Origin of the sequence: Rheinheimera muenzenbergensis, assembly GCF_036984005.1 — a bacterium.
Lineage (GTDB): Bacteria > Pseudomonadota > Gammaproteobacteria > Enterobacterales > Alteromonadaceae > Alishewanella > Alishewanella muenzenbergensis.
This window is the reverse complement of record NZ_JALAAR010000002.1, coordinates 381,677-404,835: the sequence shown is the minus strand read 5'-3', so window position 1 is coordinate 404,835 and position 23,159 is coordinate 381,677. Positions and strand designations below refer to the sequence as shown.

Here is a 23,159-nt window from a genome sequence, read left to right as displayed (position 1 = left end):
TCTGCTTTAACGATTGCGCGCAGTATAAGCAGCACTGTTTGGCTTGCCAACCATAATCACGGTTGAGCAAAGCGGCTAATACAAGGATAATACGCGCCGTTAACGATTATGCGGAGCAACAAATGACAGACAGTACCGGCCAACAGCAGGATCAACAGGCTGAAACCACTACCTATATGCGCAGAATTCGCTCTTTTGTGCTGCGCGAAGGCCGGCTGACCAAGGGCCAGCAACACGCACTGGACACTTACTGGGTTGACTACGGTTTAACCTATCAAGCCGCGCCACTGCAGCTAGCCGAAATATTTGGCCGCGAAAACCACAAAGTGCTGGAAATCGGCTTTGGTATGGGTAAATCCTTAGTGCAGATGGCAAAAGCCGCACCAGAAAAGGATTTTATCGGCATTGAAGTACACCGGCCCGGCGTAGGTGCCTGCTTATCTGAAGCGGTGGCGCAGCAGGTAAAAAACTTAAAAGTGTTTGAACATGACGCAGTAGAAGTGCTGGAGCACAGTATTGCCGACAACAGTCTGGACACCGTGCAGCTGTTTTTCCCTGATCCCTGGCATAAAAAGCGCCACCACAAACGCCGCATAGTACAGAGCGAATTTGTGCAGTTGCTGCGACGCAAATTAAAGCCGGGCGGCGTGTTTCATATGGCCACCGACTGGGAAAACTATGCCGAACATATGCTGGAAGTTATGTTGGCTGCAGAAGGCTTTACCAATTTATCTGCCGACAATACCTATGTTGAACGGCCAGAGCAGCGGCCACTGACTAAATTCGAACAACGTGGCCAGCGTTTGGGCCATGGCGTTTGGGATCTGATGTTTAAAAAGGAAAGCTAAATGCTAGCAACAGCCAGTCAACTGGTTTTACGTAACATCGACGATCTGCGTGGCAAAGTATTAATCGTAGAACCTGTGGCCGACAACCTGGCTGCAGAGCTACTGCACCAGGCACCTGAGCTTGAACTAAGCTGTTACAGCACAGATGCCGGTGCCGCCCAAAGCTGGAGCCATCCTGCGGTGCAGCTGTATGCTGACGTCAGCCCGCAATTTAGCCACAGTTTTGATACTGTGGTGTTGTTTTATCCCAAAAGCAAAGAGCAGCTCGCCTTTACATTAGCCCAGTTAAAACCGGCGCTAAGTGCAAATACCGCCGTGTTTGTAACCGGTGACAACAAAGGCGGTATTAAAAGCCTTGGCAGCCACGCACAAAAACTTGGTTTACTTGCCAATAAGCTCGACAACGCCAAACACTGTTTATGGTTTGCCCTACATGGTGACTTTCAGCAATTAGCCGCAGCCAAAGCAACAAGCTTTAGCATAACAGCCGGCGGTGAAACCTTAACCCTGCATTCATTACCAGGTGTGTTTAACCACGGCAAGTTGGATGTGGGTACAGCTTTATTGCTGGACAACTTACCGCAAATAAACCAGGGCAAGGTGCTGGATTTTGCCTGCGGCTGTGGCGTTGTCGGAGCTATGTTAAAGCTTAAACATCCTGCCATTGAACTATTTAGCTCAGATATCAGCAGTTTAGCAGTAAAAGCGACTGAGCTTACGCTGGCAGCTAACCAGCTGAGCGGCAGCGTTATAGCAGCAGATGGCTTACCGGCCACGCCGAAGCAATTTGACTGTATCGTTAGCAATCCGCCGTTTCACACTGGTATAAAAACCGACTACAGTATTGTTGAGAGCTTTATCCGCGACAGTGCCAGCCGTCTTAGCAATAATGGCAGTTTAACTATCGTTGCCAATAGCCACCTGGCTTATCAGGAACTACTACAACAGGTATTTAAAAAAGTGAGTATTGTCGCCAAAGCCAACGGCTTTACCGTGTATAAGGCTAGCTAGTTTATTAAGGAAACACCATGGCCAAACTGTCTGTTGCATTACTATTACTGTGGTTAACCCCGGTTGCAGCAGCAGACAGTTCAGGCTGTATCCAGGCACCGAAACGGCAAAAAGCCTGCCCCAACCTGATATACCGGGTTGCACAATTACCGGCCATGCCAGCACCGGCTATGGTGTGTATTTGTGCCACAGATTTTGCGCCTTTGCTGGTTACCCCGGCTTCTGACAGTGAAAAAGTGCAACAAAATATGCTCAGGCGTCAGATGGAGGTAATACACGGTGAAAAACTACAAAGTGTATTGGATATACTGCAACGCCGCCTTTAGTCATTCAGTAGCACTAAACGCGGGCTAAAGGCGCCCAGGCTTTCTTCCGGCTGCTGTAGCAACACCGGCACTAAAAACAATTCGCCGCGCTCCACCCAATAAATAGCATTTTGTTCAAACTGCAGTGCCAGCTCGATAGCCTGCTGCTTGTCACACAGCACTATCCAGCTTTTTTCCTGATAGGTTAAATCCGGTGCGCTACCGATCACCGAGCGGTATGGCAGCCGTTGTTGATTAAGGCAGGCTTGTAATTCTTTATCGCGGCGTAAATTAAGATAAGGATGTTCGGTGTGTCCGGCGGGATTTTGTGCACTGATAATAGCAAAGTCGACATCACATTTAAGTGCCTGATGACACAGAAAGATACTCGTTTTATAACTTTCCCACAGGCTCATAACCACACCTAAAAGTAACAAGTGCTCTTACTATAAACGGCTTTATTAATTTTGCCACTGTAGTTTGCTAAAAACATCTAATGTGCATAACATCAATACAGCAGCATAACTTTGCGCCTCATACCGCAGGACTAAGATAAGCAGATGATTGCAATAGATAAAACAACATCGATAAAAAGCGCTTTAATTTGGGTCATTATGCTGACATGCAGCCTGACTTTGTGTCTGGCTATGATGGTATCGACCTTACAGGACGTGAAGTTGCAGCGCAGTAAGCTGATTGCTCAGTTGCAGGGCTATGCCAGCATTATTGCCTTCAATGCCCGCGACAGCTTGCTAAAGGATGATGCCGATATTGAAGATAACCGGCTGAAGTCGTTTAAAGCGGTAACTATGCTGCACAATGTGCACATTTATAAGCTGATGCCGGGTACCGCAGAGCTGAGCTTCTTCGCCAGCTACAATCGTGATGGCATAGGGCCTTTTCCGGTGCAGTTTGCCCGTATTGAGCAGTTTTCCAAACCCTATGTCAGCGATAATCATATAGAGCTTATCCGGCCAATTATGCTGGACGAACAAATAATCGGCTATGTCTATGTCCGTGCTAATCAGGACGAGCTCAGCAGTTATATTCAAACCAGGGTGTTGCTGGACATCTTTATCGCGCTGATTGCATTGGGCAGTGCCTATTTTATCAGTTCCAAGTTGCAGCAACGCTTTACCACACCGATAGAAACCTTGCTGAACCTGGTGCAAAAAGTTGCCAAGGAAAAAGACTACCGCATTCGGGCTCCGGTTGCGCCAATTAAAGAATACAACATGCTCAGCCGCGCTTTTAACACTATGCTGGACAGAATTGAGCAGCAAATCAGTAAACTGCAGCAGGCTGAGCAGGAAAATCGTCAGCTAACCTTAAGTCTGGAACAAAAAATTGAGCAGCGCACTGATGCACTAAAAACGTCAAATCAGGAGCTGTTAAATACTCTGGCTACGCTACATCAATATCAGAATCAGATAGTAGAAACCGAAAAAATGGCCAGCCTGGGCCAGATGGTTGCCGGTGTGGCACACGAAGTTAATACGCCGATAGGCCTGGGCGTGACCGCCTCAACCTTGATGCAGGATAAGCTTACCGATATTCAGAAAGCCTTTGATGAGAAAAAACTCACCTCGTCACAGCTGGCCAAATTTCTGGCCGAAAGCAAAGAGAATCTGGGAATTATTTATCGCAATATGGAACGCGCTGCCAGTCTGATCTCCAGCTTTAAACGTGTGGCGGTTGATCAGTCCAATGACAACCGCCGGCAATTTAATATGCTGCAGCTTATCAATGAAGTTCTGCTGTCTTTGCGGCCCAATTTAAAGAAAACCCGGCATCAACTGGTAGTTAACTGTCCACCTGAGCTTGAGCTCGACAGTAAACCCGGGCCTATTAATCAGATCCTGATTAACTTAATAATGAACAGCCTGATCCATGCTTTTGAGCATACCGAACAAGGTACTATGACCATTAGCGTGCTGGTAAAAAACAATAATTGCACCCTGTCTTATACCGACAACGGCACCGGAGTACCGGAAAACATTAAAAAACGCATTTTCGATCCCTTTGTCACCACCAAACGCGGTGAAGGTGGCAGTGGCCTGGGCCTGCATCTGGTATATAACCTGGTAACCCAGGCCCTAAACGGCAAAATTTTGCTGGAAAGCACGTTGGGGCAAGGCGTCAGCATTAAAATTGATTTTCCGGTTATCGTGATCCGCCATGCCGCTTAACCGGCGCTGTTCGTTCGTATTTGGATAAAAGCGCCAGGTGGCAGTTCAATTGTTAACAAAAAACTTGTTAACAATTGGACTGCTGGTTATAATCACGTATTATTTGACAAGTGCAAGTCATCTATAAAACGCTAATTCGCCATAAAACTAACAATATTTACATAAGGTTTAAATCCTATGCAAACACCTGTGATTCTTATCGTTGAAGACGAAGAAGTAACCCGGTTAAATCTGGTCAGTCTGTTCCAGGGTGAAGGTTATGACGTTATTGAAGCCATAAACGGCGAAGAAATGAATCAGAAACTTACTGATAATAAAGTAAATCTGGTGGTAATGGATATTAATCTGCCTGGCAAAAACGGCTTGATCCTGGCTCGCGAATTGCGTCAGAAAGAGAATATCGGCCTTATTTTCCTTACTGGCCGCGACAGTGAAGTAGACCGTATTCTGGGTCTGGAAATTGGCGCCGATGATTATTTAACCAAGCCATTTAATCCACGTGAACTAACTATCCGTGCCCGCAACCTGTTAAGCCGCACTGTTGCTCAGCCGGTAGTGGAAGAGCACAAAAGCATAGTTAAGTTTAATGGCTGGACGCTGGATGAAAACAGCCGCAATCTGACATCTCCAAAGGGTGTGGCGCGCCGTTTACCTAAAGGCGAATACCGTGCCTTGCGTTTGATGCTGGATACACCGGGTAAAATTTTCACCCGTGAGCAGTTAATTCGCCATATGACTGGCCGTGACTTACGTCCAAATGACCGTACTGTAGACGTTACCATTCGTCGTATCCGTAAGCATTTTGAGTCAGATATCGATAGCCCTGAGTTAATCAGCACCATCCATGGTGAAGGCTACCGCTTTGTTGGCAAGTTAGAAAAGTAAGCCTTTAAGCCTTTTCAATATAGTCAGACAGAGCAGTCAGATGCTGCTCTGTCTTAAAATGAAATTCCACCAGTTGCCGTTCCATTCCTTGCCAGTTTATTTCTTCCTGCTCTAAGCGTTTTGCCTGTTGTTGCACCCAAAGCAAGCCAACAGATGCCGCTGCACCTTTAAGTTTATGCGCCGCTTCCTGAAACTCTTTTAACTGCCGTTGCACCGCTGTTTCCATCAATCGGTTCATGTATCCAGGCAGCAACTGCGCAAATAATTGTGCGCTACGTTTTACCGTATCTTTGCCTAATGACTGCAAATAATCATTTAAAATATTGATGTCCAGTGCGGCGGACTCGGTCGTTTTCTGCTCCAGCAGGGGCTTTTGCAACTTAACAGCACTGGGTGAAAACAACTGCGCCAGCACGGCGTCAAGTTTGCCGGTATTAATCGGTTTGGCTAACGCATTGTCTATGTGCAAGCCTTGCAGTTGTTGCTCAGCTTTGCGCACGTTGGCACTTAGCACCACTATTGGTAAGGCGGCTAACCGAGGCTCCTGGCGGATAAACTGGGCTATTTGCTCTCCACTCATATCCGGCAACTGCATATCCAGCAGCACCAGATCGATATCGTCTTCGGTTTCCAGCAGTGCCATGGCGTCTTCACCGGTTTCAGCATGGATCACCGTATGACCGCGCTGCTCCAGCAAGCCGGTTGCTATTTCAGCATTTAGCGGAACATCTTCAATCAGTAAGATGGTAAGCTCCGGACAGCTTATCTGAGTTGCCGCTTCCTGCTCAGAGCACTCCGCCGGTAGCCTGACTTCAAAACAACTGCCACGGCCGAGTTTGCTCTGCAACACTATGGTGCCTTTCATGGCCTCCACTAATGCCCGCGATACCGATAAACCAATACCAGAGCCGATGATACTCAGGCGACGACCATCACTGGACTTGTAATACATATCAAAAATCCGCTCCTGCTCCTTGGCTGCGATACCAATACCGGTATCACTAACCTGAAACATCAGTTCAGATTTTTCGGTATCCACTTTGCACGTCAGCGCCACCTGCCCGGCCGCAGTAAACTTCACTGCATTGTTCAGCAGGTTCCACAATACCTGGCGCAATCGGGTTGGATCCAGACGCAAATACAGCTCTACATTGCCTTCGCAATGTAATTCAAATGCCAGGCCTTTTTGTTGGCACAGTAATTCGGCAAAGTTGGCAATGTCGTTGATAAACTGCCGCAACGACAAGCTCTGATACACAATGTCCAGATCTTGCCGGTCAATTTTGTCCAGATCGATAATATCATTGAAAATATTACCCAGGGTTTCCGCACTGCTGAAGATGGTATTAGCCCAGCCATGTTGCTGCTTGGTAAGTTTGCTTTCCAGCAAGCGCCGGCTCAGGCCGACAATACCATTAAGCGGAGTACGTAATTCATGGCTTAAGGTGGCAATAAATTTGCCTTTATCCTGATAAGCTTTTTCCAGCGCCTGCTCTGCCAGCTTTCGCGAGGTGATATCGCGGCCAAAACCTAATAAACCGATATAACGACCATGGCGGTCGTAAAACGGCACCTTACGCATTTCCAGCCACAATCTCTGGCCGTCTTCTTTTACATACTCCACATCCAGCGTAAGTTCCGACGGCTGCATCGCCACTTCATATTCAGTCAAAATAGCCGCCTGGGCACTTTTGGCACTGTATATTTCTGCCGGATAGTGGCCGATAAGCTCAGAAGCGGACTTACCCATCAGCTGTTCGAACATCTTATTGCAACTGGCAAAGCGGCCGGTTTCATCGCGGTAGTAAAACAAATCGGGGGAGCTATCGACAATAGAGCGGATAAGTAAACTTTGCTCTTCCAGCTCAATCTGGGCTTTTTTCCGTTCAGCTATTTCTTTACGCAGTTCGTCAATAGCGCGGCGTTTAGCCTGAAAGGCTTTTTTTCGCTCTTCTATCTCATAGTTCAGCTGGCGGATATTTTCCTGCATACCCTCATTAAGCAATCTTTCCTGATGGGCAGAGTCTTCCAGGTAGGACAAAGCGGCATCTAAATGCAGTACCAGATAAAACAAAAAGGCAATAGCAACCGGGCCCAAAGCAGCGGCCGCCAGCATTGCTCCTCTCACCAGCTCCCAATCGACCTGGTTATTCAGCACCACTGATGTCACAGCCGACACTATAGCCAAACCAAGCGACAACAGCAGCTGACACAATAATGCCAGCTTCAGCTTGCCCCAGTGGCGTATCCATCTGGCGAAGGTTCTAACCTGAGGATGAACAGGTCCTTGCATCAGGCACTACCTCGCATTTTCCGCTTAGTTAGCCGGAGTAATATCCAACAGCAAATTACTGTAAGAACAATACTGCACTTCGGTATCTTGCATGCGCTGCACACCTTGCCGGCTATTAGATACTGCGCCCTTATACAGCCGGATATTATGGCCCTGGCCTACCCTTACCGCACGGCCATCAGCCTGGCGGCTTTGGGTGCTACACAGCAAATGCGCCAATTGCTTATAGTTGTCGCGCTCAAATAAATCGCCTGAGCTTAGCATTGGCGTCAGGCTGTTATTAGCAGCAAACTTCCAGTCGGCAAAGCGGGCCCGCATAATGCCATCTTTAATCTCCAGCTGATCTTCGCGGGTCAGGTAATGCGTACTCACTTTGGTTATGCTGGTAGCCGCACCCTCGCCAGAGCGCTCAGTGCCATGCGTGTCGACCACATAAACACCATTAGCGCCGATAACCTGCATTGTTACTTCCGGGCCATTTTCATTGTTATTAAAGCCAACCAGCAATGCTGTCGCTTCATCAACGCCAAAACCAAAGCGGCTTTGCGTATCATTCAGTAACCTGATCAGGCGGCCCTGGCGGCCACGCTCAGAAAAATGCGTGTCCAACACACCAAAATTGAACAAGCCTAAACCGCCGGTGGCAGTGTAGGTAAGGTGATCTTCTGCCAGACCATTGCTACAGCTTTGATCTTTATCACAACCCGGCATAGGTGCAGGTAAATCGAAGGCGCCATATTGCATAGCACTGTAGCTGTCGCCATTAGTGATCATCGGTATTTTGCTGCCAGCAAAACTGCCTCCGCTCATCACGGCGGTGCCTGCGCTGGTGCCAGCCACTATCATGTCGCCATTTTTCAGCATAGTTTCAATCTGCTGCAACTCAGGGCTCGGGCTGCCATCAGCAAAACGCAATGCCTTAAGCGTCAGACTCTGATCTCCACCGTTAAAGAAAATCGCATCTGAACGCTTTATCAGTTCGACAGCAGCTTCACTGCCCTGCTGACAAAAACTGCTGAGTTGCTCCATTAAATCAGGGTAGACACGCTGACGCTGATAACTGCCATGGTACTGCTCCAGATACTGCGGTAACTTGTCACAAGACGCCTTATCAGCCGTTTTGTTTGCTTGTGCAGCCTGGTAAGCAGCGTTAATTGGCAGCCAGGTTACATCAGCACCGGCTTCTTTAAATAAATTGGTATAAAAATCGACCGCGGCAAAAGGATCACGGCCTGAGGCGGTAACAACCAACAGCCGGGGCTTACGCTGTGGTCCGGCGACCTGCTGCGCCAGACTGATTATTTTCTGGTAAATTTCGATGCTAAAAGGGTCTGCCGTTTTGGCCAGGTCAGCAAATTCTCTTTGCCGTACTGCCGGTGAGCGCCTGCCAGAGTTAGGGGCTATTGCCATCACCTGCAACTGATCCAGCACAAAATTCAACTCACGTCCGGTCAGTGAGCTGTAATTTGTCCGGCCAGAAACCCAGATACCGTCCATTTCGGTTTCAGCCGAACGCCACAAACGCATTAGCTCACGTTCTGAAATGCGATCAGTTCCGGTTCGCGAGCGAACAAAATCGAGCACCGCCAGCGTTTGCTGCTGTTCGATGACACGTTCTTCGCCCCAGAACAGCTTATCGCCAACGTTAGCAATATTTTCTGCCGACAACTGAAACACATCAGCAGCCTTAGCAGCGTCAGAAAAAACGCCCTCAGTGCTACAGTGGCGCGCGCTTGCCGAACTGCAGGTTTTTAACCCGCCTCCGACCAGCACCATAGAGTAGTCAGGAAATTTTTTATTGTTAGCTTGTACAGCGGATACAGTGCAGGCCAATATGGCTGCGGATATATAAAAGCTCAGTGGTCTCATTAATCTAGTTCTTATCATTGAGTACAGAAGTGTTCAACTACCAATACTGCAGATAGCGGCCAAAATTCAAAGGCTATAGATTAGCCTGTATTGACTTGGTTGCCAATTAGCAGTATTTGTATTAGCCATGTTTTATTGAACTCAATTCAATTTTGGTAGCGATATGTTGAAAAAAGCCTTCGTGCTCAGTTCATATCACTACTCGTCTTACTACCTGTCAGAGTGGTTTAACGAGTAGATACGTGTCAGGCATTAAACCATGCCTGGCAGGTAACTATTCCTGCAGCCTAATAACTCAACTAAATACTTATAAGCTCAGCAATGCGCAGTCTACCGCGCGCCGGGCCATGTTAAGACAGGTGTATCTATGCAAAAGTTATCTTCTTTAGCGCTAGCGGTTGCCGGCAGCTTTATCGTCAGTCCTATGGTGTTCTCTGCCGATGAAGTGGCAACAGAGCAGCAGAAAATTGAAAAGATTGAAATTACCGGCTCACGCATTAAAGGTGTCGATCTGGAAGGCACTCAGCCATTAGTGGTTATTTCAGCCGATGAGATAAAAAACTCCGGCGCCAGCACTGTGTATGATTTGCTAAAAGACGTGGGTCAGCTGCGCGGCGGTTCAGGTACCTTTTCTACCTCTGAAAGCGGTACTGCCTCTAACGATACGCCTGCCGGCCAGGCCGCAGCCTCACTGCGCGGCTTAGGCCCCTCTTCCACGCTAACCCTGATTAATGGCCGCCGTGTTGCAGCTTCTTCTTTTGCCGCCGGCACGGAGAACTTTGTCGATATTAACTCTATACCGGTGTCGGCCATCGAGCGGATAGAAATTCTCGCCACCGGCGCATCAGCCATTTACGGTGCTGATGCCGTCGCAGGTGTGATTAACTATGTACTGAAAAAAGATTTTGACGGCATAGAAATGGATCTGAGCTATGGCAACTCGACCGCCAGTTCAGACGAAGGTAAAGCCGGTATTAACCTGATTTGGGGCAAGAGTTTTGCTAACAGCAACCTTACGGTATTTGCTGACTACTTTGACCGTAAAGATTTTGCTTACCGCGATCGTGAATTGACCGACGAAACCTGGTCACTATCTACCCGAGGCCAGTTTGCCAGCGTGCGTTACACCACCTCTGACTATTTAGATCCGGTAAGTGATGAGTATGTCGGTTTCCCCGATCCGGCCTGCCCCAGCGAGCTGATCGTCGTAACAGACCCCACCTATGGCGACAGAGCCTGTGGTTATAACCCAAATAAAGACATGCTAATCCGTCCGGCGCTGCAATCAGCTTCTGGCGGCTTTATGTTCACCACTGAAATGGACAGCCTGCGCTGGTCGAACGAATTCTTTATCAGCCGCACTAAATCTACAGCCCAGAGTACGCCAGCCAACTTTACCAATTTACAGGATCAGAGCAGCTGGATCTTTGCCGCCTTTGACAACCCTTTTATTCAGGCTAATGACGAGCTGGCATCACTCATTTATCCGGGTTTTGAAAGCAGTCCCAATGGCAATGATGTTGATGTAGTTGAACTGCGCGGCCGCTTTTTAGCGCCACGGCAAATTGCAAACGAAACCACAGCGCTGCGTTTTGTCACTGCCCTGCAAGGCGAAGTGGCTGAGTTTGAATGGGAAGGCGCGCTGATGTATTCACGCAGTGAGTCCGATCAGCAGGCCTTAGCCGGCATTTATAACCGCTATAAGTTTAATGCGGCCTTATTTGGCGAGCTGTGCGCCGACGGTTCAACCGACTGCTCAGCAGAAAATGGCGGCTTATGGTTTAACCCCTTTGGCGGCCAGACTGGCAATGACGAGGTACTGAGCATTATCGAAGAGCGGCCAAAGCGTAAAGGTAAATCGGAAGTGTTAAGCGCAGATTTTCGCCTGAACGGCGATCTGTGGGAGATGCCAGCCGGCATGGTAGCGTCGGCTTTTGGTGTCGAATACCGCCAGGAAAAACTCAGCGACCAGCCGGATTTAATTGCCCAATCACGCTTTGACCGCGACTACCTGGTAGACGTAATTGGCTTTGGTTCCAGCAAATCCTCAGCCGAGCGCAAGCAATGGGCCGCCTTTGCCGAGCTGTTTGTTCCACTCACTGATAGCATCGATTTACAGTTAGCCGCCCGCTATGACCACTACGACGACTTTGGCAGCAGTGTAAACCCGAAAGTCGGTTTAACCTGGCGGCCATCCGACAGCCTGGTGCTGCGTTCTTCCTGGGCCACTTCGTTCCGCGCGCCCTCTTTAACTCAGGCCGGTGTCGAGCTGCGCACCACCAGCAGCACAGCGCGTTGTCTGTCTGAATTTGCTGAGCTGTTCTGTGGCGGTGAAGTCGGTGGTGAAATCACACCTAACACGCTGGAGTTTGGTAACCCCAATCTGAAAGCCGAAGAAGCCGAATCAATTAGTGCAGGTTTCGCTTTCAGCCCCAATCAGGACATTACCTTTACCGCAGACTACTGGCAGTTTGATCACAAGAAAATTATCGGCACCGATTTAGAGTCTATGCTGGTGCGCACCTTATCCGACCCAGGCTTACGCTTCTGTGGCCTGGTACCGAGCGATAAAATTGGTATTGCGTTCGACCCTGAGCTGTGCGACGAGCTGGGCCTGATGTCGGGTTTTGATAACAACTTAAGCCAGGTACTGGCCGACTGGCAGGACATTGACAGCCGCGCCACCAGCCTGCCGCTGTTTCGCGACCACATTCTGCTGCTGGAAAACACCGGCAATCAGCAAACCAAGGGTATCGACTTTACCTACAGCCAGCGTTTTGCTGCCGACTGGGCAACAGTGCGTTTTAGCGCCGACGTGACCAAGTTAATGAGCTTTACCCGCGATCGTACCGCGTTTTCAGGTACCGAGCAGCTGGCCGGCAGTTTCCGCTATCCGAAGTTACTGGCCAGCATGAAGCTGCGGCTAAGTGGCGACAACTGGTTTGGCGGTGTAAGTATTAACTATACCAGCGACTATCAGGACGAGATTGCCCTGCTTGAACCTGCCGACATTGCCCTGCTGGCAGAGCAAGGTATTGGCACTGATCGCCGCGTGCCGTCCTGGACAAAAGTTAATGCCAACTTTGGCTATGATGTCAGCGACAACCTGACGCTAAGCCTGAATATTGATAACCTGTTCGACCGCGAGCCGCCATTTATTTATGGCCGTTACAAAGATGTCGACTTTATCAACCATGATGTCTTAGGCCGTAACTATCGCTTACTGGCGACCTACCGCTTCTAACATCAGCCAGGGGGAGTGATTATACTCCCCCTGATTAGCCATTTTTTTCAGGATCACTTTATGTCTGCCGTAACAAACAAACCGGTATCGATGCCTGACGCCTTTATCATCCTGTTTTTTGTCATGATATTGGCCGCTGTGGCATCCCATCTGGTGCCAGCCGGCTCTTTTACTATGTTAGAGCCAGCGCCTGCAGTAGAAGGCGCCGCCAAGCTGAAAAGCAAAATCGACCCAAACAGCTTTACACTGCACCATGACGCTGCACAGGGCGCGCCGCTATTTGCCGAAGGTGGCGGTATCGGCTTTTTTAACTACGCCTTTGAAGGCCTGGTATCAGGCGATAAATGGGGCTCCGCCGTCGGCGTTATCGCCTTCATTCTGCTAACTGGTGGTGCCTTTGGCATCATTATGAAAACCGGTGCCATCCACAATGGCATCCTGGCGCTTATCGGCAAAACCCAGCGCATGGACTTTTTGTTTATCCCGCTGATGTTCAGCCTGTTCTCGTTAGGCGGCGCCATCTTTGGTATGGGCGAAGAAGCTATAGCGTTTTGTATCGTATTACTGCCACTGATGCTGGCACTGGGCTACGATGCCATTACCACAGTACTGGTAACCTATGTTGCCACTCAGATCGGCTTTGCTACCTCCTGGATGAACCCGTTTAATGTCTCTATCGCCCAGGGTATTGCTGAAATCCCGCTGATGTCCGGTAAAGAGCTGCGTATCGTCATGTGGACAGTGTTTACCCTGTTTGGCATTATTTTCACCATGAAATACGCAAGCAAAATTAAAGCTAAGCCAGAATTGTCGCTTAGTTTTGCCAGCGATCAAAAGCTGCGCTCGGCGCAAAATGAAAGCGCGAAAAGCCAATACAACAGCTTAGACTCTATCATTCTGCTGGCGTTTTTTGCCGGCCTGGTATGGATTATCTGGGGCGTCACCACGCGTCAATACTATATACCGGAAATTGCCAGCCAGTTTTTTACCCTGGGTGTGGTGATAGCGATTATCGCGGTAATAGGCAGGCGTTTTAGTATGAATGACGCCGCCGACGGCTTTAAACAGGGTGCCGCTGAGCTGTTACCGGCTGCGTTAATTGTCGGCATGGCCAAAGGCATAGTACTGCTGCTCGGTGGTGACAATGCCGAGTCACCGTCGGTGCTTAATACGCTGCTGTACTACAGCGGCCAGGCGCTGGATGGCTTACCGGCATATTTATCGGCCTGGCTGATGCTGGTGATCCAGTCAGTGATAAATTTCTTTGTCGCCTCCGGCTCCGGTCAGGCGGCGCTGACTATGCCGCTAATTGCTCCGCTGGCCGATTTAGTCGGACTTTCCCGCCAGATTGCGGTATTAGCCTTTCAGCTCGGTGATGGTTTAACTAACTGCATAATTCCAACCTCGGCGGCGTTAATCGGCTGTTTGGGCGTAGTGCGGCTAGATTGGACTGTCTGGCTGCGCTTTGTCTGGAAATTACAGCTGTGTCTGTTTGCGCTGGCCAGTGCCTTTATGTTTATCGCCGTTGCTATTGCATATCAATAACAGCATCTGAGCTGTTTGAGGTTACTATTTTGAACTCTACAATTGTGAACAACATTATTTTAATAAAAAATGCCGAACTGCTAGCCCCGCACAGTCTCGGCAAAAAAGACGTAGTACTGGCCGGCAATACTATTGCCGCCATTGGTGAAGATTTTAATCTGGCAGGCTGTAACCTGCCGGTAACGGTAATAGACGGCAAGGACTATTACCTTACGCCGGGCTTTGTCGACTCGCTGGTGCATTTTATCGGCGGTGGCGGCGAAGGCGGTTTTGCCACCCGCACGCCGGAAATGCAGCTGACCGATGCCACCTTAGGCGGTGTTACCACAGCTGTTGGCGTATTAGGCACCGACGCCACCACCCGCACCTTAACGAACCTGTTAGCCAAAGCCCATGCGTTGGACATCGAAGGCATTAGCACCTATTGCCATACCGGCTCGTACGAAATTCCCTGCCGCACTCTTACCGGCAATATCACGGATGACTTAATCCTGATTGATAAGTTTATCGGCGTCGGTGAAATTGCCATCAGCGATCACCGCTCATCACAACCCACCACAGATGAAATCCGCAAAGTGGCGGCAGCGGCGCGGGTTGGCGCCATGTTAGCCGGCAAAAGCGGTGTGGTCAGTGTGCATATGGGCGCCGGCGAGCGTATTTTGCAGCCTGTTTATCAGGCGGTAGCCGGTACAGAATTAAAACTGAAACAGTTCTACCCTACCCATATGAACCGCAATCGCAGGGTTTTTGAAGCCGGCCTCGAGTTTGCTACTAAAGGCGGCGTAATTGACTTTACCACCAGCACTACCGACTTTGATTTAAAACACGGCGAAGTGGCAGCAGCGGCAGCTCTGGCTGAGGCCTTAGCCTTTGGTATTAAGCCAATGCAGCTGACACTAAGCTCAGATGGCAATGCCAGCCTGCCCATTTATAACGACGAGGGCGAGCTGCTGGGCTTGCAGGTTGGCAGTGTGCAAAGCCTGTATCAATCAGCGCGTGAGGCAGTGTTAACGCACAAGGTCGCGCTGTCAGATGCCATTTGCAGTATTACCGCCGCGCCGGCGGCCATACTGGGCTTAAAGCAAAAAGGCCGGCTGGCAGCACAGCTGGATGCCGATCTGGTGTTGCTGCGCCGCGATGATTTAGCCATTGATAGCGTCATAGCCAAAGGCAAGTTGCTGGTGCAGCAAGGCAAAGCACTGGTAAAAGGCACTTTTGAGCGCCAGAGCTAAATACGCTTTTGCAAATTACCTATTTCAAATAGCAATAATTCGCATAAATATGGCGCCTTTGCCATAAGATTATCGATTAAAAAGCTGCTGCGGCAGCTTTTTTTATTGTGCCAACTGCTATTAATGGCAAAAATATCGCCAATTCATGTAATTAATTTTCAATTTCAAAACTACGCTTTCTGCGTTATACCGCCTACTTTACAGCATAAAGTCAGCTTGCTTTTTTCTACAAAGCACGGTATACCTGTACGCTCTTGAACGTTTAGATGGCTAAACATTTTAAGAGTAAATACTCTACAACGCATTGACCTCTGAAAGAGGAACCGTTATTTTCTTTCAGCAGCAGCAAAAACCAACAAAAAGAATAATAATTCAAAAATAATAAATATTTATTAAATATCAGGACAAGTGTGGAGGTTAGTCATGGCGTTGTACCAGCACAGTCAGGCAAGAGAAAACTGTGGCTTCGGTCTGATCGCACATCTGGAAGGCGCAGCCAGCCACCGGATCGTCAGAACCGCTATTAACGGCCTCGATCGTATGCAGCACCGCGGCGGCATTTCTGCCGACGGTAAAACCGGTGATGGTTGTGGCTTATTAATGCAAAAGCCAGACAGTTTTTTCCGTGCTATAGCCGAGGAAAACGGCTGGAATCTGGCAAAAAAATACGGCGTCGGCATGATTTTTTTCAGCCAGGACCCGGTAAAAGCAGCCTTAGCAAAAAAAATTATCGAGCAGGAAATTGGCCGCGAAACGCTAACCCTAGTTGCCTGGCGCGCCGTGCCTATCGACGCCAGTGTATTAGGCCCATTAGCCCTTAAATCGATGCCGGCCATTTCCCAGGTTATAGTTAACGCGCCGCACGGCTGGGGTGATCATGATTTAGAACGCCGGCTGTATATGGTACGCCGCCGCATTGAAAAACAACTTAGCGACGATGCTGATTTTTATATCCCCAGTTTTTCATCATTGGTTACTGTATTTAAAGGCCTGATGATGCCGGCCGACTTGCCGCGTTATTATCTCGACTTAGCCGACATCCGCATGGAAACCGCCATTTGCGTATTCCACCAGCGCTTTTCTACCAATACCATGCCACGCTGGCAGCTGGCGCAGCCGTTTCGCTTTTTAGCCCATAACGGTGAAATTAATACCATTACCGGTAACCGCCAATGGGCGCGGGCGCGGCAGTATAAATTTTCTTCACCGCTGTTAAGTGACTTACAAGACGCGGCGCCCTTTGTCAGCCAAAGCGGCTCTGATTCCAGCTCGTTAGATAACATGCTGGAGCTGTTATTAGCCGGCGGTATGGATTTATTCCGTGCCATGCGTTTGTTAGTGCCGCCAGCCTGGCAGGGCAACCGGGTGATGGATGACAACTTAAAAGCGTTTTACGAGTTTAACTCCATGCATATGGAGCCGTGGGACGGCCCGGCCGGTATTGTGATGACCAACGGGCAACACGTTGCCTGTAACCTCGACCGTAACGGCCTGCGCCCTGCCCGCTTTGTTATTACCCGCGATAAGTTAATTACGCTGGCATCCGAAGTCGGCATATGGGATTACACGCCAGACGAAGTGGTAGAAAAAGGCCGCGTTGGCCCGGGCGAAATGCTGGCGGTAGATACCACCAGCGGCAAAATCTGGCGCTCGGATGAAATAGACAACGACTTAATGGCGCGCCACACCTACCGCGACTGGCTAAACAGCAATGTGCAGCGGCTGGTACCGTACGAGAAATACGAAACCGACTTAATCGGCAAACGGGTATTCTCTGATGATGACATGCTGGTGTACCACAAGCTGTTTAACTACAGCTACGAAGAAATTGATCAGGTAATGACGGTACTGGCCAAAGACGGCCAGGAAGCGGTCGGCTCTATGGGCGATGACACGCCAATGGCGGTATTATCGCGCAAGCCGCGCACCTTATACGATTACTTCCGCCAGCAGTTTGCCCAGGTGACTAACCCGCCTATCGATCCACTGCGTGAAGCGCATGTAATGTCACTGGCCACCAGTATTGGCCGCGAGCACAACGTATTTAAAGAAACCGCCGGTTACGCCCGCCGTATTCAGTTTGAATCACCGGTGATGATGTACTCCGACTTAAAGCAGCTAAAACAGGCCGACGAAAAATACTACAAGCATCAGATCTTCTCGCTGAACTTTGACCCGGCAGCCTTAAGCCTTGAGCAAGCGGTAGAGCAATTGTGTGCCGACGTTATCACTGCCGTGCGCGACAATAACGTGGTGCTGGTAATGTTAACCGACCGCCGTATTGAGCAAGGCAAGCTGCCGCTCCCGGCTGCCATGGCAGTAGGTGCGGTGCAACATGCGCTGGTTAATGCCCAGCTGCGCTGCGACTCCAACATTATTGTTGAAACCGCCTCAGCGCGCGACTCGCATCATTTTGCGGTATTAATTGGTTTAGGTGCCACCGGCATTTACCCCTTTATGGCCTACGAAACGGTAGAGCAGCTGGTCGAAAAAGGCGTGATTAACCTAACCGCCCGCCAGGCAGTATTGAATTACCGTAAAGGCATCAACAAAGGCCTGTACAAAATCATGTCGAAAATGGGCATTTCAACAGTGGCCAGCTACCGCTGCTCTAACCTGTTTGAAGCCGTCGGCATTGATAAAGCCGTGATGCAGCTGTGTTTTGCCGATATCCCATCGCGTTTGGGCGGCGCCGGCTTTACCGACTTTGAACAGGACGTACAGCAACTGGCCAACGTCGCCTGGCTCAAGCGCAAACCGCTTAACCATGGTGGCTTGTTAAAATACGTGCATGACGGCGAATACCACGCCTATAACCCGGATGTGGTGCAAACCCTGCAAAAGGCCGTACGCTCAGGCAAGTACGAAGATTACCAGCAGTACAGCAGTATTGTGAACCAGCGCCCGGTGGCGCATTTACGGGATTTATTTAAGCTAAACAGCGCTACGCCGGTGGCGCTGGATCAGGTAGAGTCCGAGCAAAACCTGTATCCGCGCTTTGACAGTGCAGCCATGTCTATCGGTGCCTTAAGCCCGGAAGCCCATGAAGCCCTGGCCATAGCGATGAACCGGCTTGGCGGGCGCTCAAACTCGGGTGAAGGTGGCGAAGATCCACGCCGCTTTGGCACCGAGAAAAACTCCAAAATTAAGCAAGTGGCATCGGGTCGCTTTGGCGTAACACCACATTATCTGGTTAACGCTGAAGTTATTCAGATCAAAGTCGCCCAGGGCGCCAAGCCTGGCGAAGGTGGCCAGCTGCCGGGTGAAAAAGTGACTGCCGAAATTGCCCGGCTGCGCTATTCAGTGCCTGGTGTAACGTTAATTTCACCACCGCCACACCATGATATTTACTCTATTGAAGATTTAGCCCAGCTAATCTTCGATTTAAAGCAGGTTAACCCGCAGGCGCTTATTTCAGTAAAATTAGTGTCAGAGCCCGGCATCGGCACCATCGCCGCTGGCGTGGCCAAAGCCTATGCCGATTTAATTACCGTATCCGGTTATGACGGCGGCACCGGTGCCAGCCCGCTTACCTCGGTGAAATACGCCGGTAGCCCCTGGGAGCTTGGCCTGGCTGAAGTGCATCAGGCGTTGGTGGAAAACGGCCTGCGCGATCGGGTGCGTTTGCAGGTAGACGGCGGCTTAAAAACCGGCCTCGACGTGATTAAAGCGGCTATTTTGGGTGCCGAAAGCTTCGGTTTTGGTACCGGCCCTATGGTGGCGCTGGGCTGTAAATTCCTGCGTATCTGCCATTTAAATAACTGCGCCACCGGCGTAGCCACGCAGGATGCCACACTGCGCCGCGATCACTTTACCGGCTTGCCGGAAATGGTAATGAACTACTTTAAGTTCTTAGCCTTTGAAGTACGCGAGCTAATGGCACAGCTGGGCGTAACCGAGCTTACCCAGCTGATTGGCCGCACCGATTTACTCAGCATTAAAGACAGTGAAACACAAAAGCAGTCGCGGTTAGATTTAACACCGATATTGCAAGCCAGCGGTGTGCAATCAGACAAAGCGCTGTACTGCGTGCAAAACAACACCCCGTTTGACGAAGGCGCGCTTAACCAGCAACTGCTTAAGAGCTGCGAGCAAATGGTGCTGAATAAAAGCGGTGGCCGCTTAAGCCTGAATATCCGCAATACCGACCGCTCAGTCGGCGCAGCGTTGTCGGGCTTTATTGCCCGCCAGCACGGTAATCAGGGCATGGCAACCGATCCTATCCGCATCCGCTTTAACGGCACCGCCGGCCAGAGCTTTGGCGTGTGGAATGCCGGTGGCCTGCATATGTCACTGCAGGGCGATGCCAACGACTACGTAGGTAAAGGCATGACCGGTGGCCAGTTGGCTATTTTCCCGGCCAAGGGCGCCAGCTTTGCCAAAAACGGCTTTACCATTGCCGGCAATACCTGTCTGTACGGTGCCACCGGCGGCCGTTTATACGCTGCCGGTCAGGTAGGCGAGCGCTTTGCTGTGCGAAATTCGGGCGCGTTAGCGGTGGTAGAAGGCACCGGCGATAACTGCTGTGAATATATGACCGGCGGCGTGGTGGTAGTACTGGGCTGCACCGGGGTGAATTTTGGTGCCGGTATGACAGGCGGCTTTGCTTATTTACTCGATGAGCAAAACGATTTAGAGCTTAGGTTAAACCCGGAGCTGGTCGAGGCGCTGGAAGTCAGTACGCCGATACTGCAGGAGCACCTGCGCAGCTTATTGCACCAGCACGTAGAAGAAACCGGCAGCGAAAAAGCACAGAAAATCTTAAACGACTTTAACCGTTATTTAAGTCAATTTAAGCTGGTAAAACCAAAAACCAGCGATGTAAACACCTTGTTGGGACACCGCGCACGCTCGTCAGCCGAGCTGCGGGTTCAGGCGATGTAGGGAGACGTTATGGCACAGAATGTATACCAGTTTATCGACGTAAAACGGATTGATCCGCCAAAACGCTCACACAGCGAACGCACTATCGAGTTCGTGGAAATTTATCAGCCAATGACCCACACCCAGGTAGAAGGTCAGGCCGATCGCTGCCTGGATTGCGGCAACCCTTACTGTGAATGGAAGTGCCCGGTGCACAACTATATTCCGCAGTGGTTAAAGCTGGCCAATGAAGGCAAAATTTTAGAAGCTGCCGAACTGGCGCACAAAACCAACAGCCTGCCCGAGGTATGCGGCCGGGTCTGCCCGCAGGATCGCTTATGCGAAGGCGCCTGTACGCTTAACGAAGGCTTTGGCGCCGTTACCATCGGCAGTATTGAAAAGTATATTACCGATAAAGCCTTTGAAATGGGCTGGCGGCCGGATTTATCGGCCGTGGTAAAAACCGAGCGCCGCGTCGCCGTGATCGGTGCCGGCCCGGCAGGTTTAGCTTGCGCTGACGTACTGATCCGCAATGGCGTCACACCGGTGGTGTTCGACCGCTATCCGGAAATCGGCGGCCTGTTAACCTTTGGTATACCGCCGTTTAAGCTGGAAAAAGACGTACTTAAGCTGCGCCGGCAAATTTTCAGCGAAATGGGTATCGAGTTTCGCTTAAACACTAACGTAGGCGTTGATGTCAGCTTTGACAGCTTACTTAACGAGTATGACGCGGTGTTTTTAGCGCTGGGCACCTACACGCCAATGAAAGGCGGCTTAACCAATGAAGACGCACCAGGTGTATATGAAGCATTGCCGTTTTTAATTGGTAATATCAATAACTTAATGGGCTGGCAAACCGAGCACCCGTACGTTAGCTTAAAAGATAAAACTGTAGTGGTATTAGGCGGTGGCGACACGGCAATGGACTGCGTACGCACCTCCATACGTCAGGGCGCAACCAAGGTAAGCTGCGCCTACCGGCGTGACGAAGCCAATATGCCAGGCTCACGTAAAGAAGTACAAAACGCGCGCGAAGAAGGCGTCGAGTTTTTGTTTAACTTACAGCCGTTGGGTATCGAGGTTAATGCAGAAGGTAAAGTGATTGGCGTTAAAGTAGTCACCACCCAAATGGGCGCACCCGATGCCAAAGGCCGCCGCAGCCCCGAGCCGGTGCCAGGCTCCGAGCAGGTGCTACCTGCTGATGCGGTGGTTATTGCTTTTGGTTTTCAGCCCAGCCCGCCGCAGTGGTTAGTCGATATGGGTGTGGAGCTCGATAGCAAAGGCCGGGTTGTTGCCAGCGAAAAGAGTACCTATGCCATGCAAACCAACCAGCAGAAAATCTTTGCCGGTGGCGATATGGTGTTAGGTTCTGATTTGGTAGTTACCGCTATCGCCCAGGGCCGTAAAGCCGCCGAAGGTATACTGGATTACTTAGAAGTATAGGCTTGGAAGTATAAGCCTGGAGGTATAAACAGCAGGTTTAACTACCTGCTGTTGCTTGTGCCATCTGCAGCAGCGGACTGTTAAAGCGAGATTAGGTTTGCCCTAAGCCAACCGTCTATGCCCTGGACGGGCATAGAGGAGTCCCCATGGATGGGTTTACGACGTGTTGGCGTGGGCAAACCGGCTCGAGCACTTCTACACAGCTGGAAGTTACTGAAAAGGACAACAACATGCCCCACTTCACCCTACCCGACCTCTGCGACGCCCACGCCGACTCTATTCGCGTAGCCGAGCCCATTTTTCAAAACTACGGCGGCAAAACCGCCTTTGGCGGGCAAATTGTTACGGTGAAATGCTTTGAAGATAATTCCAAAGTTAAACAATTAGTCGCCACACCGGGCCAGGGTAAAGTGTTAGTGGTAGACGGTGGCGGCTCTAAACGCCATGCCCTGCTCGGTGATATGCTGGCCGAACAAGCCGCAGCAAACGGCTGGGAGGGTATTATTATCAACGGCTGTATTCGTGATATCGACGAGATCCGCCAAACGCCGCTCGGTGTTCAGGCGCTGGGTATTCACCCGATGAAAACCGACAAGCGCGATCTAGGTGATATCAATCTAACGGTAACTTTCGCCGGGGTAGATTTTATCCCCGGCCAGTTTGTCTATGCCGATAACAACGGCGTGCTGGTCGCGATTAAAGCCCTGCAGTAACCAGCTGCTTTATCTTTAGCGCTTTTTCAAAATGGTCCAGCCGCTGGGTTTGGATCCACCAGGTCGCCGCTTCCATTAATAGCGCCGGGTCATCGTTTTTATTGGCAAAAAAGGCGTAAAACGACACGCCCACTGTCTCGCCTTTGGCGAGGATCTTTTTGTCACAAACGGCAATAATTTTTTGTCTTAATGCATCGCGCATAGTGCGGTAGTTCCTGCGGTTAAAATGGGTTACAAGCAGTGCCTTGGTGAAAAATCATCTGCCAGTTTTCAGCATCAAAGCGCCAGAGAGAGCTGCGCACCGAATAGCTGGGGCTATTGCTCTCTGCACGCTGTATCGTTGCACGGTAAGTCAGCTGCGCCAGGCCATCGGCCAAAACCCGGCAGTCAAAATCTTGTTGGCTAATAACCGGCGGCGTTTCAGCTGGCAGGCGTTGTAGCACATCAGCTTTACCAAAGCAGCGGCCGGTAGCGGAGATTTCATGAAAATCATCGGCCAGATAGCGGTCTAGCAGTTCAACTGATAATCGGGTGGCAGGCTGCACCAGCAGCTGTTCCAGCTCAATTAATTGCTGTTTAGTGGTGTCGCTATGCAATTTTTAAGATCTCCGCTAAAGCTGGTCTGGTACTCAGGGCTGGCTAGGGTGGTATACCCTAAACCAGGTTGTTCATGCGGATAATAATACCAAGATTTTGATATGAGAAACCGCGCCTGAGCA

16 protein-coding genes are annotated in these 23,159 nt (G+C 50.2%); 11 read left to right on the top strand and 5 right to left on the bottom strand.

Annotated features, from left to right (window positions below; genetic code table 11):
- Positions 1-122 precede the first annotated feature (122 nt).
- Genes trmB through MN202_RS04015 form a run of 3 tightly spaced genes read left to right on the top strand, consistent with a single transcriptional unit; the run spans position 123 to position 2,185 of the window.
- Positions 123-848 (top strand): tRNA (guanosine(46)-N7)-methyltransferase TrmB, encoded by a 726-nt coding sequence (gene trmB, locus MN202_RS04025; protein ID WP_335734797.1) that lies wholly within the window; start codon positions 123-125, stop codon positions 846-848.
- On the top strand, positions 849-1,859 hold the full coding sequence (locus MN202_RS04020; RefSeq protein ID WP_335734796.1) for a class I SAM-dependent methyltransferase: 1,011 nt from the start codon (positions 849-851) through the stop codon (positions 1,857-1,859). It begins immediately after the preceding gene.
- A 17-nt stretch (positions 1,860-1,876) separates the two neighbouring features.
- Complete coding sequence (locus tag MN202_RS04015) at positions 1,877-2,185, top strand: hypothetical protein (protein WP_335734795.1); 309 nt, start codon at positions 1,877-1,879, stop codon at positions 2,183-2,185.
- Here the strand turns inward: MN202_RS04015 and MN202_RS04010 are convergent.
- Positions 2,182-2,580 carry a DUF3293 domain-containing protein gene (locus MN202_RS04010; protein ID WP_335734794.1) on the bottom strand — a complete coding sequence of 133 codons (399 nt, stop codon included), beginning with the start codon at positions 2,578-2,580 and terminating at the stop codon, positions 2,182-2,184. The two genes, MN202_RS04015 and MN202_RS04010, sit on opposite strands and share 4 nt — an antisense overlap.
- Before the next feature lie 144 nt (positions 2,581-2,724).
- Between MN202_RS04010 and MN202_RS04005 the strand changes: the two genes are divergently transcribed.
- Both MN202_RS04005 and arcA read left to right on the top strand, forming a co-directional pair.
- Positions 2,725-4,353: an ATP-binding protein gene (locus MN202_RS04005; RefSeq protein ID WP_335734793.1), complete on the top strand. Its 1,629-nt coding sequence runs from the start codon at positions 2,725-2,727 to the stop codon at positions 4,351-4,353.
- Positions 4,354-4,530: 177 nt separating this feature from the next.
- Positions 4,531-5,238 (top strand): two-component system response regulator ArcA, encoded by a 708-nt coding sequence (gene arcA / locus MN202_RS04000; RefSeq protein ID WP_335734792.1) that lies wholly within the window; start codon positions 4,531-4,533, stop codon positions 5,236-5,238.
- A 4-nt stretch (positions 5,239-5,242) separates the two neighbouring features.
- On the opposite strand, the gene MN202_RS03995 is transcribed toward arcA, so the two are convergent.
- Positions 5,243-7,531: an ATP-binding protein gene (locus MN202_RS03995; RefSeq protein ID WP_335734791.1), complete on the bottom strand. Its 2,289-nt coding sequence runs from the start codon at positions 7,529-7,531 to the stop codon at positions 5,243-5,245.
- A gap of 24 nt (positions 7,532-7,555) precedes the next feature.
- Complete coding sequence (locus tag MN202_RS03990) at positions 7,556-9,208, bottom strand: cyanophycinase (protein WP_335734790.1); 1,653 nt, start codon at positions 9,206-9,208, stop codon at positions 7,556-7,558.
- A gap of 559 nt (positions 9,209-9,767) precedes the next feature.
- On the opposite strand from MN202_RS03990, the gene MN202_RS03985 reads away from it, so the two are divergent.
- The 6 genes from MN202_RS03985 to rraA all read left to right on the top strand — a co-directional run bounded on the left by MN202_RS03985 (position 9,768) and on the right by rraA (position 22,440).
- Complete coding sequence (locus MN202_RS03985; RefSeq protein WP_335734789.1) at positions 9,768-12,644, top strand: TonB-dependent receptor domain-containing protein; 2,877 nt, start codon at positions 9,768-9,770, stop codon at positions 12,642-12,644.
- 60 nt (positions 12,645-12,704) lie between these two features.
- Positions 12,705-14,189, top strand: a complete 1,485-nt coding sequence (gene yfcC, locus MN202_RS03980) for a putative basic amino acid antiporter YfcC (protein WP_335734788.1) — start codon at positions 12,705-12,707, stop codon at positions 14,187-14,189.
- Between the two features lie 29 nt (positions 14,190-14,218).
- A complete protein-coding gene (gene iadA, locus MN202_RS03975; RefSeq protein WP_335734787.1) occupies positions 14,219-15,421 on the top strand; it encodes a beta-aspartyl-peptidase in 1,203 nt (400 codons plus the stop codon).
- 423 nt (positions 15,422-15,844) lie between these two features.
- On the top strand, positions 15,845-20,305 hold the full coding sequence (gene gltB / locus MN202_RS03970; RefSeq protein ID WP_335734786.1) for a glutamate synthase large subunit: 4,461 nt from the start codon (positions 15,845-15,847) through the stop codon (positions 20,303-20,305).
- Between the two features lie 9 nt (positions 20,306-20,314).
- Complete coding sequence (locus MN202_RS03965) at positions 20,315-21,727, top strand: FAD-dependent oxidoreductase (protein ID WP_335734785.1); 1,413 nt, start codon at positions 20,315-20,317, stop codon at positions 21,725-21,727.
- Between the two features lie 230 nt (positions 21,728-21,957).
- The gene (gene rraA, locus MN202_RS03960; protein ID WP_335734784.1) at positions 21,958-22,440 is read left to right on the top strand and encodes a ribonuclease E activity regulator RraA; all 483 of its coding nucleotides are present in this window, start codon (positions 21,958-21,960) and stop codon (positions 22,438-22,440) included.
- Here rraA and MN202_RS03955 read toward each other — a convergent pair.
- Both MN202_RS03955 and MN202_RS03950 read right to left on the bottom strand, forming a co-directional pair.
- Positions 22,424-22,642 carry a DUF6500 family protein gene (locus MN202_RS03955; protein WP_335734783.1) on the bottom strand — a complete coding sequence of 73 codons (219 nt, stop codon included), beginning with the start codon at positions 22,640-22,642 and terminating at the stop codon, positions 22,424-22,426. The two genes, rraA and MN202_RS03955, sit on opposite strands and share 17 nt — an antisense overlap.
- 19 nt (positions 22,643-22,661) lie before the next feature.
- Positions 22,662-23,036 carry a nuclear transport factor 2 family protein gene (locus tag MN202_RS03950; RefSeq protein ID WP_335734782.1) on the bottom strand — a complete coding sequence of 125 codons (375 nt, stop codon included), beginning with the start codon at positions 23,034-23,036 and terminating at the stop codon, positions 22,662-22,664.
- Between the last annotated feature and the right edge of the window lie 123 nt (positions 23,037-23,159).